Source organism: Flavobacterium sp. ENC (assembly GCF_020991415.1).
In the GTDB taxonomy this organism is placed as follows: Bacteria; Bacteroidota; Bacteroidia; order Flavobacteriales; family Flavobacteriaceae; genus Flavobacterium.
Genome location: NZ_JAJMOY010000013.1, coordinates 13,353 through 28,346, shown reverse-complemented (window position 1 = coordinate 28,346; position 14,994 = coordinate 13,353). Strand labels below are relative to the sequence as shown.

Here is a 14,994-nt window from a genome sequence, read left to right as displayed (position 1 = left end):
ATTCCAAATTCCAAGCCTTCGACTTCGCTCAGGGTGACAGAAAGTTTCAAAAATATGAAATTCCAAATTCCAAGCCTTCGACTTCGCTCAGGGTGACAGAAAGTTCAAAAAATAAGAAATCCCAAATCTCAATCGTAAATTGGAATTTGGGATTTTTTTATTGGAATTTTTTAAATATGGGAATTTGGAGTTTAAAAATTTAAAACTGACTGTTGTTCTTAAAAACTTCCTGATTCACTTCATCAATATAATTTAAAACCTCGTCTTTTCCGGTTTGCTCTGTGGCAGAAGTCACAAAATAATGAGGCATTTCTTCCCAGTTATTGGCAAACATCTGTTTTTTGTAAGCAGCGATATGCGAGTCCACTTTGGTCTTGCTGATTTTGTCCGCTTTTGTAAAAATGATACAGAACGGAATTTCGCTTTCACCCATATACGACATAAACTCAATATCGATGGCCTGGGCTTCGTGACGAATATCGATCAGTACAAAAGCACAAACCAGTTGTTCCCTGGTTTCGAAATAATCCGTTATGAATTGCTGAAAAACCGATTTTGTTTTTTTAGATACTTTAGCGTAGCCATAACCGGGCAAATCGACCAGAAACCAATTATTGTTAATCTTAAAGTGATTAATCAGCTGGGTCTTTCCGGGTCTGCCTGAAGTTTTAGCTAAATTTTTATGATTGGTAAGCATGTTGATCAACGATGACTTACCTACGTTGGAGCGGCCGATAAAAGCATATTCCGGCAAAAAATCCTGTGGACATTTTGCAACTTCAGAATTGCTGATAATAAATTCGGCGGTATTAATTTTCATGTTTTTTGTGTTTAAGACCTCCTTAAAGTCGAAAGTCAAATGCTATAGATTCTTTTTAACGAGCCACTCTTCAAGAATATTATTAAATTCCTGAGGATGTTCCATCATAGCAGCATGTCCACATTTGTCTATCCAGTACAACGTTGAATTAGGCAATAATTTATCAAATTCTTCCGCCACATTAGGAGGCGTTACGGCATCATTTTTACCCCAGATGATACAGGTTTCCACTGTCATTTTCGGTAAATCTTTTGCCATATTATGACGAATGGCACTTTTGGCGATTGTCAGTGTTTTAATTAGTTTGATGCGGTCATTAACAGTAGCATAAACTTCATCAATTAACTCAGGAGTCGCGATTTTAGGGTCGTAAAAAACATCTTCAGCTTTCTTTTTGATGTATTCATAATCACCTCTTTTTGGGTAGCTGTCTCCCATAGCGCTTTCATAAAGACCTGAACTTCCTGTTATGACAAGTCCTGCGACTTTCTCGGGATATAACTTGGTGTGATAAAGTGCAATATGTCCGCCTAGCGAATTACCCAATAAAATAACTTTGTCAAAACCTTTGAAAGTGATAAAGTCCTTTACGTATTTCGCAAAACTCTTTACGTTCGTTTTTAAAATGCTCTGAGTGTATATTGGCAAATCAGGGATAACAACTTTGTATCCTTTTGTTGGAAAATATTGCGCTACAGCATCAAAGTTACTGAGGCCTCCCATTAAGCCATGTAAAATAACGATAGGAGTTCCTTCTCCAGCTTCATAATAGCTGTACTTGCCTTCTTTTTTGTAGTGTTTGTCCATTTATTGTAATGCCAATTTCAATTTGGACAAATATAGGGTTAAAAAAATAAAAATGAATTTTTGCCACCCTTTTTTAACTAGATAATTTTTGTCGAATTAGTAAGTGGCTAAAAGTCAGCTTGTAGGAGTGGTTTTTGAGATTATGGCGAATGTTAAAATATTTGCATAATAATTAGTTTTTTAAGAGAATGGATGTGTATTTTTTGTAATTGTTAAACAATAATGTCTTTAAAATAATTTATATCTAAAGTGTTGATTGTCTATCGATTAATTGTCAGGGGGTAAAAGTGGTTAAACTTATCAACAAAGTGGTATAAAGTGGTAGAATGTGGTATTTTTTTTTATATTTTTGCTGTACAACTATAGTAAAACATTTTCTTGAACACAATTGTAGGAACATATGAGTGTAAAGTCGATGCTAAAGGGAGGCTAATGATGCCTGCACCTTTGAAAAAGCAATTGGCTTCTTCCCTTCAAAACGGGTTTGTTTTGAAGCGCTCTGTTTTTCAACCGTGTCTGGAGCTGTATCCGATGGAAGAATGGGATTTGATGATGCAGAAAATCAACAAACTGAATCGTTTTGTAAAAAAGAACAATGATTTCATCAGAAGATTTACGGCAGGAGTGAAAGTGGTAGAAATTGATGCACTGGGAAGATTGCTGGTTCCGAAGGATTTAGTAGCTTTTTCAGGTATTGCTAAAGATGTTGTGTTCTCATCTGCGGTTAATATTGTGGAGATTTGGGATAAAGATTTATATGAAAAATCAATAAGCGGCGAAGATATGGATTTTGCAGATCTGGCCGAAGAAGTAATGGGAAATATTAATGACGACGACAATGGAATATCATAATCCGGTTTTACTTCATCCGACAGTTGATGGTTTAAATATTAAACCTGACGGTGTGTATGTAGATGTTACGTTTGGCGGCGGTGGTCATTCGAAAGAAATTCTGAACAGACTTGGGCCAAACGGAAAATTATTTGCTTTCGATCAGGATGAAGATGCGTTGGCAAATGCATTGCCGGACGAAAGGTTTACCTTAATTAATGAGAACTTCAGATTTATAAAAAGATTTTTGCGTTTTCACGGTGTTAAATCGGTAGATGGAATTTTGGCGGATTTAGGGGTTTCGTCCCATCAGTTTGATGTTCCGGAAAGAGGTTTTTCAACCCGTTTTGACGCCGGACTGGACATGAGAATGAGTCAGAAAAATGATTTGAATGCCTATCGTGTAGTGAATGAATACGAAGAGCAGGATTTACGTCGTGTTTTTTATGATTACGGAGAATTGAAAAACGCTCCGGTTCTGGCAAGAACAATTGTAGAAGCCAGAGAGCATTACCCAATCAAAACGACAGACGAACTGAAAGAAGTGCTGGCTAAATATTTACCGGAAAGAGTCCGAAATAAAATACTGGCTCAGATTTACCAGGCGATTCGAATTGAGGTCAATCAGGAAATGGACGTTTTGAAAGAATTTATCGAGCAGTCATTAGAGATCCTGAATCCGGGAGGAAGATTGTCCGTGATATCGTACCATTCTTTAGAAGACAGACTGGTAAAGCGATTTATTAAAAACGGAATGTTTGAAGGAGAACCCGAACGTGATTTTTTTGGAAATTTCTCGGTTCCTTTTAAAACAATCGGAAAACTGATTGTTCCGGATGATGCAGAAATCAAGATAAACAACAGAGCAAGAAGTGCAAAATTAAGAATTGCTGAAAAGGTATAATTAATAGGTAAGATGAAAGGTGGAGTATTTAGCATATTAAAAGCAAGATTTCTGATTAACGATGACGCCGTGAAAAACTGGAGGTTCATTGTTTTTATCATTCTGCTCGCTATAATAATGATTGCCAATACGCAGCGATACGAGCAAAAGGTTTTTGAAATTGCAAAACTGAATAATGATGTAAAAGAATTGCGGTCAGAATTTGTAGACCGCCGTTCAGAATTAATGAAGTTGAAAATGGAGTCAACGATATCAGATAAGATGCTCGAAAAGCAAATTTTCCCGTCAACCGTGCCTCCTGTGAAAATAGAAGTCAAAAAAGAAGAAGAAAAAAGTTTCCTTAAAAGAATATGGCAGTAGACGATAAACATATATCCTACAGAATTTACCTCGTAGCAGTTTTCATCTTTTTGATGGCAATTGCTATTGTTGTTAAATTGACCAATATTCAATGGGTTGAAGGGGATTATTACAGAAAATTAGCAAAACAGCGTACCGTTCGGAATTTTGTAATTCCGGCAAACAAGGGAAATATATATTCGGCAGACGGAAGTTTACTGGCAACCTCTATTCCGAATTACGAGATTCGTTTTGATGCCAAAGCGCCAAAAACAGAAACTTTCGAAAAACATGTAAAAGCATTAGCAGATTCATTGGCGACTGTTCTGGACAGACCGGGAGGTTTTTACGAAAAAGAGCTTAGAAAAGCCCGGGAAAATAAAAACCGATATTATTTGATTGCACGCAATCTGAGTTATACGGATTATGTAAAAATTAAAGGATTTCCATTATTCAATTTAGGGGCTTTCAAGGGCGGGATTATCATCGAACAGGAAACGGTCAGAAAACATCCGATTGGGAAAATTGCAGAAAGAACCATCGGTTACGACCGAATTGACCCTGCAACAGGAGTAGAAGTCGGGAAAGGAATTGAATGGGCTTTTAAAAGTTACCTGAACGGAAAAGACGGAAAAATCCTGAAACAAAAAATTGCCAAAGGACAGTGGAAACCGATTCGGGATGTAAATGAAGTGGACCCAATTGACGGGTATGATGTGATTTCGACAATTGATGTTTTTATTCAGGATATCGCGCACCACGCTTTGCTGAAACAATTAGAAGATTACGAAGCAGATCATGGCTGCGTCGTGGTTATGGAAACGGAAACAGGTCACGTAAAAGCAATTTCGAATTTAGGAAGAGCAGAAGACGGATCGTATTATGAAACCACAAATTACGCTGTTGCAGAATCTCATGAGCCGGGATCGACGTTTAAATTAGTCGATTTAATGGCGATTTTAGAAGATAAAGTAGCCGATACAAGTACGGTTTACGATAGTCACAACGGACAAGTGAAATATTATGGCCGTTCTGTTACTGATTCGCACAGAGGTGGTTATGGTAAAGTTTCATTAGCACGTGGTTTTGAACTTTCATCCAATACAGTAATGGTTCAGGCGGTTTATGAAAATTATAAAAGCAATCCATCCAGGTTTGTGAATCACATTAAGAGTTATGGATTAGATAAACCATTGGGATTGCATTTTAAAGGAGAAGGAAGACCTTATATCCCACAGCCCGGAGACAAACACTGGTCGGGAATTTCACTTCCGTGGATGGCTTTTGGCTATGAAGTTTCAGTGACACCAATGCAGACACTGGCATTTTACAATTCGGTTGCCAATAACGGCGTGATGGTAAAACCGCAGTTTGTATCTGAAATTAAAGAATGGAATAAAACCATTAAAAAATTTGATACAGAAGTGATTAATCCAAGGATTTGTTCACCGGAAACAATTAAAAAACTAAGAGCTGTTTTGTTGAATGTGGTTAAAAAAGGAACGGCTTCCAAATTGTATTCGAAAGATTTTTCGATGGCAGGAAAAACAGGAACCGCCCAAATGAATTACGGTGGAAAAGAAGGAAAATCAGCCTTGTATTATGCTTCTTCTTTTGTAGGTTATTTTCCGGCAGATCATCCTAAATATTCGTGTATTGTAGTCGTTCACAAACCGAATACATCAAAAAATAATTATTACGGAGCAGACGTTGCAGGGCCGGTTTTTAAAAGAATTGCCCAAAAAATATTTACAGATGCGCCTTCCACCAATAAAATCAAACAGCTGGATTCCAGAATTCCAAAACAGGAAAACAGTTATAACGAATATTATGCGAAGGCAGAAAAGAAAACAAAACAAATTCCGAATTTAAAAGGAATGCCGGGGATGGATGCCATTGCTTTACTGGAGAATTTAGGTTTAAAAGTAAAAGTAAACGGAGTAGGGAAAGTAAAAAAACAGTCGTTGCAGGCTGGACAGCAGATTAGTAAAAACGAAACCATAGTATTAGAATTATCGTGAAAATACTGAAAGACATATTATACAAAGTAGCTATTGAATCTGTAACGGGTTCAACGGATATCGATATACATAAAATTGAGTTTGATTCCAGAAAAATCGAAGAGAAAGATGTTTTTGTAGCCATTCGCGGATCACTTTCCAATGGTCATGATTTTATTGAAAAAGCAATTCAGTTAGGGGCTGTTGCTGTTATTTGCGACGAGCTGCCGGGAATTCTTGAAAAAGGGATTACTTATATAAAAGTTGCAGATACCAATTCGGCTTTGGCTTTTATGGCGGCTAATTATTTCGGAAATCCTTCCGAGAAATTAAAATTGGTGGGGGTAACCGGTACAAACGGAAAAACAACAATTGCTTCCTTATTGTTTCAATTGTTTGAAAAAGCAGGTTTTAAAGTTGGTTTGTTGTCAACTGTAAAAATCATGGTAGATCAAACAGAATATAAGGCGACACATACCACTCCGGATTCAATCACGATCAATCATTATCTGAACGAAATGATTGAAGCCGGCGTGACACATTGTTTTATGGAAGTGAGTTCACACGGAATTCACCAAAAGAGAACAGAAGCCTTGCATTTTGTGGGCGGGATTTTCACGAATCTGTCACACGATCATTTGGATTACCATCCGACTTTCGCAGAATACAGAGATGTAAAAAAATCGTTTTTTGATTCATTGCCAAAGACAGCTTTCGCTTTATCCAATAGTGATGACAAAAATGGGGCTGTAATGCTGCAAAACACAGTTGCCAGAAAATTTACCTATGCCTTAAAATCATATGCAGATTTTAAAGCACAGATTTTAGAAAGTCAGTTATCCGGTTTATTGTTAAAAGTAAATGATAATGAAGTTTGGGTAAAACTAATCGGAACTTTCAACGCATACAACGTTCTGGCGATTTACGGAACTGCCGTAGAGCTGGGAATGGATAGTCTGGAGGCATTGCGTTTACTCTCTGATTTAGAGAGTGTTTCTGGTCGTTTTCAGTACATAGTTTCAGAAGGAAACATTACCGCGATCGTTGATTACGCACATACACCGGATGCTTTGGACAATGTTTTAAAGACCATTAATGATATCCGTACCAAAAACGAACAATTGATCACCGTTGTAGGTTGTGGCGGAAACAGGGATAAAACAAAAAGACCGGTTATGGCAAAAATTGCTACAGATCTTAGTGATAAAGCAATTTTGACCTCTGATAATCCAAGAAATGAAGATCCGGAAGTGATTTTAGATGAAATGGAAAAAGGCGTTGAGGCCCATAATTATAAAAAAGTATTACGAATTACCGATCGAAAACAAGCGATTAAAACCGCCTGTCAATTGGCTCAGCCCAACGATATTATACTGATTGCAGGAAAAGGCCATGAAACCTATCAGGAAATAAATGGTGTTCGCCATCATTTCGACGATATGGAAACCGTGAAAGAAATATTAGATCAACTGGGGAAGTAACAAAATAAAAATTTCAATTTTCAAATTCCAAAATCCAATTGAAGCGTTGGGATTTGGGATTTTAAAAATTGGAGTTTAAGTTTCAAAAACGAAATTTAAAATAAAAGATATATGCTATACTATTTATTTGAATATTTAGACAAAACATTAGACATACCGGGAACGGGCGTTTTTCAGTACATCACTTTCAGATCGGCGCTCGCATTGATGCTTTCCTTGCTTTTGTCCACGATTTACGGGAAAAGAATCATCAATTTTTTGCGCAAACAGCAAGTGGGTGAAACCGTTCGTGAGTTAGGTCTGGCAGGTCAGAATGAAAAAGCGGGAACCCCGACAATGGGAGGGCTGATTATCATTTTCGCCACATTGGTGCCTGTTTTGTTATTTGCACGTCTGCATAATATTTACATCGTACTGCTTATCGTAACGACCCTTTGGATGGGGATAATTGGTTTCGTGGATGATTATATTAAAATATTCAAAAAAGACAAACAAGGACTGAAAGGAATTTTTAAAGTTATCGGACAGGTAGGTTTAGGGATTATTGTCGGAGCGGTATTGTATTTCAATCCTGCTGTGACAGTACGAACAGATACCGGAAGAACGGATATTTACAAAAATGTCAATACGACCGTGGTTTTGCCTGCACCGGTTGAAGAAAAATCAACAGCAACAACAATTCCTTTTGTTAAAAATAATGAGTTTGATTATGCTGAAATCTTAGCCTTTACAGGTGAAGGATATGAGAAATGGGCGTGGCTGATTTTTATTCCCGTGGTTATTTTTATCATTACTGCTGTTTCTAACGGAGCTAATCTAACGGATGGAATTGACGGACTCGCAGCAGGAACCTCGGCTATCTCGGTTCTGGCGCTCGGAATATTTACGTTTGTTTCCGGAAATATAATTTTTTCAAATTATCTCAATATCATGTACATCCCCAATTCGGGAGAAATGACGGTTTTTATATCGGCTTTTGTCGGTGCACTGATCGGATTTCTTTGGTACAATTCGTATCCCGCCTCTGTTTTTATGGGAGATACAGGAAGTTTGACCATTGGAGGAATCATTGCCGTTTTGGCCATTGCAGTTCGTAAAGAACTATTGATTCCGCTATTGTGTGGTATCTTTTTGGTGGAAAATTTCTCAGTGGTTTTACAGGTGAGTTATTTCAAATTTACCAAAAAACGCTTTGGCGAAGGCCGCAGAATTTTCCTGATGTCACCCTTGCACCATCACTATCAGAAAAAGGGATATCATGAAAGTAAAATTGTGACCCGATTCTGGATTGTTGCCATCATGTTAGCCATCTTGTCAATCGTTACCTTAAAATTAAGATAGATGAGACTGGTAGTATTAGGAGGAGGAGAAAGCGGTGTAGGTACCGCTATTCTCGGGAAGAAAAAAGGTTACGATGTTTTTGTGTCTGATTTCGGAAAAATAAAGGAAAACTATAAAGAAGTTCTTGTCATTAATGGGATTGCATGGGAAGAAGAGCAGCATACTGAATCCCTGATCCTGAATGCCGATGTGGTCATGAAAAGCCCGGGAATTCCGGAAAAATCACCCATAGTAAAAAAACTGATCGAAGCCGGAGTCAGTGTGATTTCAGAAATTGAGTTTGCTAAACCTTTTACGGAGGCCCTAACAATTGGAATTACCGGAAGTAACGGTAAAACAACAACGACAATGCTAACGCACCATCTGCTAAAATCAGCAGGATTGAATGTTGGTTTAGGAGGGAACATCGGAAAAAGTTTTGCCTGGCAGGTAGCCGACAATAAGTTCGATGCATACGTGTTGGAGTTAAGCAGTTTTCAACTCGACGGAATTGTAGCATACAGACCTGATATCGCCATAATTACCAATATCAGTCCGGATCATCTGGACCGATATGAATATAAATATCAAAATTACATCAATTCAAAGTTTCGTATAACAATGAATCAGACCGAAAGCGATTATCTTATTTACGATGCAGATGATGAGGCAATTGCAGAATGGTTAAAAAATAACAAAACAAAAGCAAAATTAATTCCTTTCTCATTGTCTAAAAAATTCGATGAAGGGGCTTCTATAAATAACAACAAAATGGAAATAAAGATCAACCAAGAAGAGTTTACAATGGAAACAGAATACATTGCGTTAGAAGGAAAACATAACATGAAAAACGCAATGGCAGCAAGCTCTGTAGCAAAATTGATGCAAATTAGAAATGCAACAATACGCGAAAGTTTATCTAATTTTCAAGGTGTGGAACATCGTTTGGAAAAAGTATTAAAAATTCAGAATGTACAATACATCAATGATTCGAAAGCAACAAATGTAAATGCGACATTCTTTGCCTTAGACAGTATGAACGTTCCAACAGTATGGATTGTAGGCGGAGTGGATAAAGGAAACGATTACAACGAACTGATGTCACTAGTTCGTGAAAAAGTAAAAGCAATTATTTGCCTTGGAGTTGATAACCGCAAAATCATAGAAGCTTTTGGAAATGTTGTGGACATCATGGTTGAAGTAAACAATATGAGCGATGCCGTAAAAACAGCACAACGCCTTACGGAAAAAGGAGATACCGTTTTATTGTCCCCGGCCTGTGCCAGTTTCGATTTATTCGAAAACTACGAAGATCGTGGAAAGCAGTTTAAGCAAGCGGTTCATAACTTGTAATTTTAGATTTCTGATTTTAGATTTTAGATTGTTTTCTAAACTTTGAAATCAAAAAAAGTTTTTGAGATGACGACTGAGGAGATGAAGGTGAGGACAAAAAAGTTCTCTTTGAAGATAATTGATTTAGCTGAAAAATTACCTGCTACATACGTTGTAAAAGTAATTGCAAATCAAATTGTGAGAAGTGGAACATCTGTAGGAGCTAATTATCGAGCAGTTTGCAGAGCAAGAAGTGATAAAGAATTTGTTGCTAAAATGAATATCGTTTTAGAGGAAGCGGACGAAACTTTATTTTGGTTAGAGATTATAAAAGAAAAGAATTGGAGTGATAAATCAGAGTTAGAAATAATCCTGAAAGAAGGAAATGAGTTAACAGCTATTTTCGTCAGCAGTTTAAAAACAGTAAACAATAGAATTAATAATATAAAACCGAAGGTTTAAGAATAATCTAAAATCTAAAATCAGAAATCTAAAATTATGAAAGAGCTGGTAAACAAACTAAAAGGAGATAGGGTAATATGGTCATTCGTGGCTTTATTGGCGCTGTTTTCGTTTATGCCTGTTTTTAGTGCGAGTAGTAATCTGGCCTATATTGGTCATGGGACCGGAAACACGCTGGGGTATCTGGTCAAACATCTGGCACATATTTGTATCGGATTCCTGATTATCTATTGGGTTCATAAAGTGCCGTACCATTATTTCAGGGCCATTTCAAAAATAGCATTACCGGTTGTGTGGATCTTGCTGTTGTATACGTTGCTGAAAGGAACCGTAATTGCCGGGGCAAATGCAAGCCGTTGGATTCAGGTACCGTTTATCGGAATCACGTTTCAGACATCAACACTGGCCTCTATTGTTTTGTTCATTTATGTAGCGCGTTATTTGTCAAAAACAAAACAAGAAAACGAGCCGTTTCAGACTTCGTTAGTACAGCTTTGGGTTCCGGTTTTTATAACCTTAGCCATGATTTTACCGGCGAATTTCTCTACCACCGCATTGATTTTTTCGATGGTGATTATGCTGACATTTATAGGGAAATATCCCATAAAGTACATAGCATTTATCATAGGCTCAGGAGTAGCCATGCTGTTGTTTTTCCTTCTGATTGCAAAAGCATTTCCGGAATCGCGATTTTTCAGCAGGGTAGGAACCTGGGGAAGCCGTATTGAAAATTTTACGACAGATAAACCCGATGAAGATGATTATCAGATTGAAAAAGCAAAAATTGCCATTGCATCCGGAAGATTCGGAGGTTTAGGACCCGGAAAAAGCGTTCAGAAGAACTTTTTGCCGCAATCCTCTTCCGATTTTATTTATGCCATTGTTGTAGAAGAATACGGTTTAGTGGGCGGGGTTTCGATCTTGCTGCTGTATTTATTGTTATTGTTCCGATTTGTAATCGCTTCGCATAAAGCCAATACATTATTTGGGAAATTAGTCGTCGTCGGACTCGGTTTTCCGATGATCTTTCAGGCGATGATCAATATGGCGGTTGCAGTAGAATTATTGCCGGTAACAGGGCAGACACTTCCGTTGATCAGTAGCGGGGGCAGTTCGATCTGGATGACCTGCTTTTCGCTCGGAATTATCATTAGCGTGACCAAAAAAGACGAAGAAATTGTAGAAGAACTACAGGAAAAAGAAAGAAGAAAAGAAGCACTTCAAAGACTGATCGATAAAGAACTGGCCGAAGAAGATTTGCCGGTTGACGAAAGAGAAGAAATATACGAAGAAGAGCAAATGTATTCCATTGCAGATAATTCGAGAAATCCGATGAATGCAGTTTTAAACAAATAAGATTAAAAAGAATAATTTTTAGAGCGAATAACTTTTAAAAATATGGCAAATTATAAATTCATATTAAGTGGCGGCGGAACAGGAGGACACATCTATCCTGCGATCGCTATTGCTAATGAATTAAAAACACAATTTCCTGATGCAGAGTTCCTTTTTGTCGGGGCTAAGGATAAAATGGAAATGCAGAAAGTGCCTCAGGCAGGGTATGAGATAAAAGGACTTTGGATTGCCGGCTTACAAAGAAAATTAACCTTGCAGAATTTGATGTTTCCGTTAAAACTGGCAACAAGTTTGCTGGAGTCCAGACGAATCATCAAACAATTTAAACCAAATGTGGTAATAGGAACAGGAGGATTTGCGAGCGGCCCTTTATTGCAGGCAGCCGGAGGAGCAGGAATTCCGACAGTAATTCAGGAACAAAATTCATTTCCCGGAATTACCAATAAATTGTTGAGTAAAAAAGCAAATGCAATTTGTGTTGCATATGAGAATCTGGAACGCTTTTTTCCTAAAGAAAAAATTATTCTGACCGGAAATCCCGTTCGTCAGGATTTAATAGATATCGACAGTAAGCGTGATGAAGCAATCGCTTTTTACGGTTTAGATCCGAATAAAAAAACATTGTTGGTCTTAGGCGGGAGCTTAGGCGCCAGAAGAGTCAATCAGTTAATTGAAAAAGAATTGCAGAATTTTCTTTCGCAGGACGTTCAGATCATCTGGCAATGTGGAAAATTATATTTTGAGGATTATAAAAAACACGCTCAGCAGAACGTGAGAGTGGTTGATTTTATTGAAAGAATGGATTTTGTGTACGCAGCGGCAGATGTGATCATTTCACGCGCAGGAGCTTCATCCGTTTCGGAATTATGTATCGTTGGCAAACCTGTGATTTTTATTCCGTCACCCAATGTAGCAGAAGACCATCAGACCAAAAATGCCCAGGCCATTGTAGAGGCAAAAGGGGCGATTTTGCTGAAAGAATCAGAACTGGACAGTCAGTTTAGTATTGTTTTTGAAGCTTTGGTGAAAGATCATGGCAAACAAAAACAATTAAGTGATAACATCAAAAAACTGGCGATGCCAAATGCTACGAAAGTTATTGTAGATCAGATTAAAAAGTTGTTATAATGTAACTTTTTATAATAATTATAGAACATCAGAGGAATTGAACTATGTTATTTTAGGCATTTTTGATTCATAAACAAAAGAAAATACAAAGGCTTAAGGGCTAGTTTTTTATAAAATATAAAGCGCTGGTTTTAAGCTGAAAACATAAATTGAAATGAATTTAAATCAAATACAAAACGTTTATTTTATTGGTATTGGAGGCATCGGAATGAGTGCGCTGGCCCGTTATTTTAAATATATCGGGAAACAGGTTTCAGGGTACGATAAAACGCCGTCAATGCTGACAGATGAGTTGATTGAAAGTGGTATTGCTATTCATTTTGAAGATAATATAAGTTTGATTCCGAGCGATTATTACGTAGAGAATACGTTGGTAATTTTTACTCCGGCAGTGCCTAAAACGCATTCCGAATGGAACTTTTTTATCGAAAGACATTACGAGGTTAAAAAGCGTGCTGAAGTTTTAGGAATCATTACAAAAGATACTTTTTGTTTTGCTGTTGCAGGAACGCACGGAAAAACAACAACCTCAAGCATTTTGGGACATATTTTACATGAAAGTGGTGCTGATGTTACCGCTTTTGTGGGTGGAATTGTAGAAAACTACAACTCTAATTTAATCGGAAACGGAAAAACCGTTACGGTGGTGGAAGCAGATGAGTTCGACAGATCGTTTCTGCACCTGCATCCCGATATTGCCTGCATCACATCGATGGATGCGGATCATTTGGATATTTACGGTACGAGTGAGGCTATAGAAGCTTCGTTTGTAGAATTTGCCTCAAAAGTTGAGGATAAAAATAAATTGTTTATAACCAAGGATTTGCCTCTGGAAGGCGTTCAGTGTGCTATAAATGAAGAGGCTGTATACAAAGCCTTTAATGTTCGAATAGAAAACGCCAATTATGTTTTTGACGTGCAGACGCCATCAGAAACGATAACGAATTTACGTTTTGGATTGCCTGGTAAACACAATCTTATGAATGGATTGATGGCTATTGCAATGGCTAAAACTTTTGGCACCCCGACCGAGGCCATTGCAAGAGCTATTGGCTCATTCAATGGAATCAGAAGACGTTTTTCGTATCAGATCAAGACAGACCAATTGGTTTATATAGATGATTACGCCCATCATCCGACAGAAATAAATGCAGTGCATCAGGCGGTTAGGGAATTATATCCGAATCGTAAAGTACTGGCGATTTTTCAGCCGCATTTATTCAGCAGGACAAGGGATTTTGCTGACGGATTTGCCGAAAGCTTATCTGCGTTTGATGAAGTGTTTTTAATGGATATTTACCCGGCACGCGAGCTTCCGATGGAAGGGATTACATCAGAGTGGCTGTTAGGTAAAATGACAAATCCAAACAAAAGAATTGTTGCAAAAAGTGATTTATTAGCGTCCATCGAAGCCAGTGATGCGCCAATAATTGTGACAATAGGAGCTGGTGATATTGGTGAAATGGTTCCGTCAATTAAAAAAATGCTAAATGAAAATATTTAATTGGACAAATATTCGGTTGCTTCTCATTTTTGGGCTCGTACTTTTTTTGTATTCGTTTGCCCAGCATCGAAACGGGAATAGAAAACTGAAGAAATCGGCCGTTGTTTTTGTAGGAGAAAATACGCTGTTTGTAAAGCCTGAAACGGTTAATAAATTGTTGATAGAAAATAAAACAGACGCTTCCAGTATCCGAAAAGATGAAGTAGATTTGAATAAGATAGAAAAAAACCTCGATACGCAGGACATGATTGAAAAGTCAGACGTTTTTGTAAGTATCGATGGTGTTCTGAAAGCGGTAGTAAAACAGAAGACTCCGATCGCCCGTGTTTACGATGGCGACCGGTCTTTTTATATTGACTATGAGGGAAATAAAATGCCTTTGTCGGACAATTTTACGGCGCGGGTTCCGCTTGTTTCCGGGGCAATAAATAAAAAAAATAACGAAGATTTAGCTACGCTGTTTCGCACAATTTATGACGATGCGTTTTTGAAAAAAAACATCATTGCAATTCAAATTATGCCTAATGGTAGCTTAAAAATGTTTAACAGAAATTATAATTACTTCATCGATTTTGGCAGAACGATGAATGTTGATAAAAAATTCAGAAACTATAAAGCCTTTTTTCAAAAAGCAGTTTTAGATAGTTCGTTATACAATTACAAAAAAATTGACCTTAGGTTTACGGAACAAGTAGTTTGCACAAAATAAT

Annotated in this window: 14 protein-coding genes; 12 read left to right on the top strand and 2 right to left on the bottom strand. The window is 37.5% G+C overall.

From position 1 onward, the window contains the following. Positions 1-199: 199 nt before the first annotated feature. Both yihA and LPB89_RS20830 read right to left on the bottom strand, forming a co-directional pair. Positions 200-820: a ribosome biogenesis GTP-binding protein YihA/YsxC gene (gene yihA, locus LPB89_RS20835; protein ID WP_230703549.1), complete on the bottom strand. Its 621-nt coding sequence runs from the start codon at positions 818-820 to the stop codon at positions 200-202. A 42-nt stretch (positions 821-862) separates the two neighbouring features. Beyond that, positions 863-1,627: an alpha/beta fold hydrolase gene (locus LPB89_RS20830; RefSeq protein WP_127339381.1), complete on the bottom strand. Its 765-nt coding sequence runs from the start codon at positions 1,625-1,627 to the stop codon at positions 863-865. Between the two features lie 378 nt (positions 1,628-2,005). Here LPB89_RS20830 and LPB89_RS20825 point away from each other — a divergent pair, with 378 nt between their 5' ends. The 12 genes from LPB89_RS20825 (at position 2,006) to LPB89_RS20770 (ending at position 14,993) form a co-directional block, all read left to right on the top strand. Next, the gene (locus LPB89_RS20825) at positions 2,006-2,479 is read left to right on the top strand and encodes a division/cell wall cluster transcriptional repressor MraZ (protein WP_127339382.1); all 474 of its coding nucleotides are present in this window, start codon (positions 2,006-2,008) and stop codon (positions 2,477-2,479) included. Further along, positions 2,454-3,362, top strand: coding sequence for a 16S rRNA (cytosine(1402)-N(4))-methyltransferase RsmH (gene rsmH / locus LPB89_RS20820; protein WP_193555363.1), 909 nt, complete (start codon positions 2,454-2,456; stop codon positions 3,360-3,362). Before LPB89_RS20825 ends, rsmH begins: the two co-directional genes overlap by 26 nt. Before the next feature lie 12 nt (positions 3,363-3,374). Next, positions 3,375-3,722 (top strand): FtsL-like putative cell division protein, encoded by a 348-nt coding sequence (locus tag LPB89_RS20815; protein WP_154340618.1) that lies wholly within the window; start codon positions 3,375-3,377, stop codon positions 3,720-3,722. Beyond that, a complete protein-coding gene (locus tag LPB89_RS20810; RefSeq protein ID WP_230703548.1) occupies positions 3,713-5,722 on the top strand; it encodes a penicillin-binding protein in 2,010 nt (669 codons plus the stop codon). The genes LPB89_RS20815 and LPB89_RS20810 overlap by 10 nt, the downstream gene beginning before the upstream one ends. Next, a complete protein-coding gene (locus tag LPB89_RS20805; protein WP_230703547.1) occupies positions 5,719-7,182 on the top strand; it encodes a UDP-N-acetylmuramoyl-L-alanyl-D-glutamate--2,6-diaminopimelate ligase in 1,464 nt (487 codons plus the stop codon). Before LPB89_RS20810 ends, LPB89_RS20805 begins: the two co-directional genes overlap by 4 nt. 111 nt (positions 7,183-7,293) lie before the next feature. Further along, the gene (gene mraY, locus LPB89_RS20800) at positions 7,294-8,523 is read left to right on the top strand and encodes a phospho-N-acetylmuramoyl-pentapeptide-transferase (RefSeq protein ID WP_230703546.1); all 1,230 of its coding nucleotides are present in this window, start codon (positions 7,294-7,296) and stop codon (positions 8,521-8,523) included. Then, the gene (gene murD, locus LPB89_RS20795; RefSeq protein WP_230703545.1) at positions 8,524-9,855 is read left to right on the top strand and encodes a UDP-N-acetylmuramoyl-L-alanine--D-glutamate ligase; all 1,332 of its coding nucleotides are present in this window, start codon (positions 8,524-8,526) and stop codon (positions 9,853-9,855) included. A 42-nt stretch (positions 9,856-9,897) separates the two neighbouring features. Then, positions 9,898-10,296, top strand: coding sequence for a four helix bundle protein (locus LPB89_RS20790; RefSeq protein ID WP_230703544.1), 399 nt, complete (start codon positions 9,898-9,900; stop codon positions 10,294-10,296). A gap of 36 nt (positions 10,297-10,332) precedes the next feature. After that, a complete protein-coding gene (locus LPB89_RS20785; RefSeq protein ID WP_230703543.1) occupies positions 10,333-11,652 on the top strand; it encodes an FtsW/RodA/SpoVE family cell cycle protein in 1,320 nt (439 codons plus the stop codon). Between the two features lie 42 nt (positions 11,653-11,694). Beyond that, positions 11,695-12,780 (top strand): undecaprenyldiphospho-muramoylpentapeptide beta-N-acetylglucosaminyltransferase, encoded by a 1,086-nt coding sequence (murG, locus tag LPB89_RS20780; protein WP_230703542.1) that lies wholly within the window; start codon positions 11,695-11,697, stop codon positions 12,778-12,780. Between the two features lie 154 nt (positions 12,781-12,934). Then, on the top strand, positions 12,935-14,284 hold the full coding sequence (murC, locus tag LPB89_RS20775) for a UDP-N-acetylmuramate--L-alanine ligase (protein ID WP_230703541.1): 1,350 nt from the start codon (positions 12,935-12,937) through the stop codon (positions 14,282-14,284). Then, entirely contained in the window at positions 14,271-14,993 is a 723-nt protein-coding gene (locus tag LPB89_RS20770; protein ID WP_230703540.1) for a cell division protein FtsQ/DivIB, read from the top strand. Before murC ends, LPB89_RS20770 begins: the two co-directional genes overlap by 14 nt. Position 14,994 lies beyond the last annotated feature (1 nt).

Coding starts and splice junctions, on each gene's coding strand:
- yihA (WP_230703549.1), bottom strand. CDS start 820: ATGAAAATTAATACCGCCGAATTTATTATCAGCAATTCTGAAGTTGCA.
- LPB89_RS20830 (WP_127339381.1), bottom strand. CDS start 1,627: ATGGACAAACACTACAAAAAAGAAGGCAAGTACAGCTATTATGAAGCT.
- rsmH (WP_193555363.1), top strand. CDS start 2,454: ATGACGACGACAATGGAATATCATAATCCGGTTTTACTTCATCCGACA.
- LPB89_RS20815 (WP_154340618.1), top strand. CDS start 3,375: ATGAAAGGTGGAGTATTTAGCATATTAAAAGCAAGATTTCTGATTAAC.
- LPB89_RS20810 (WP_230703548.1), top strand. CDS start 3,713: ATGGCAGTAGACGATAAACATATATCCTACAGAATTTACCTCGTAGCA.
- mraY (WP_230703546.1), top strand. CDS start 7,294: ATGCTATACTATTTATTTGAATATTTAGACAAAACATTAGACATACCG.
- murD (WP_230703545.1), top strand. CDS start 8,524: ATGAGACTGGTAGTATTAGGAGGAGGAGAAAGCGGTGTAGGTACCGCT.
- LPB89_RS20785 (WP_230703543.1), top strand. CDS start 10,333: ATGAAAGAGCTGGTAAACAAACTAAAAGGAGATAGGGTAATATGGTCA.
- murG (WP_230703542.1), top strand. CDS start 11,695: ATGGCAAATTATAAATTCATATTAAGTGGCGGCGGAACAGGAGGACAC.
- murC (WP_230703541.1), top strand. CDS start 12,935: ATGAATTTAAATCAAATACAAAACGTTTATTTTATTGGTATTGGAGGC.
- LPB89_RS20770 (WP_230703540.1), top strand. CDS start 14,271: ATGAAAATATTTAATTGGACAAATATTCGGTTGCTTCTCATTTTTGGG.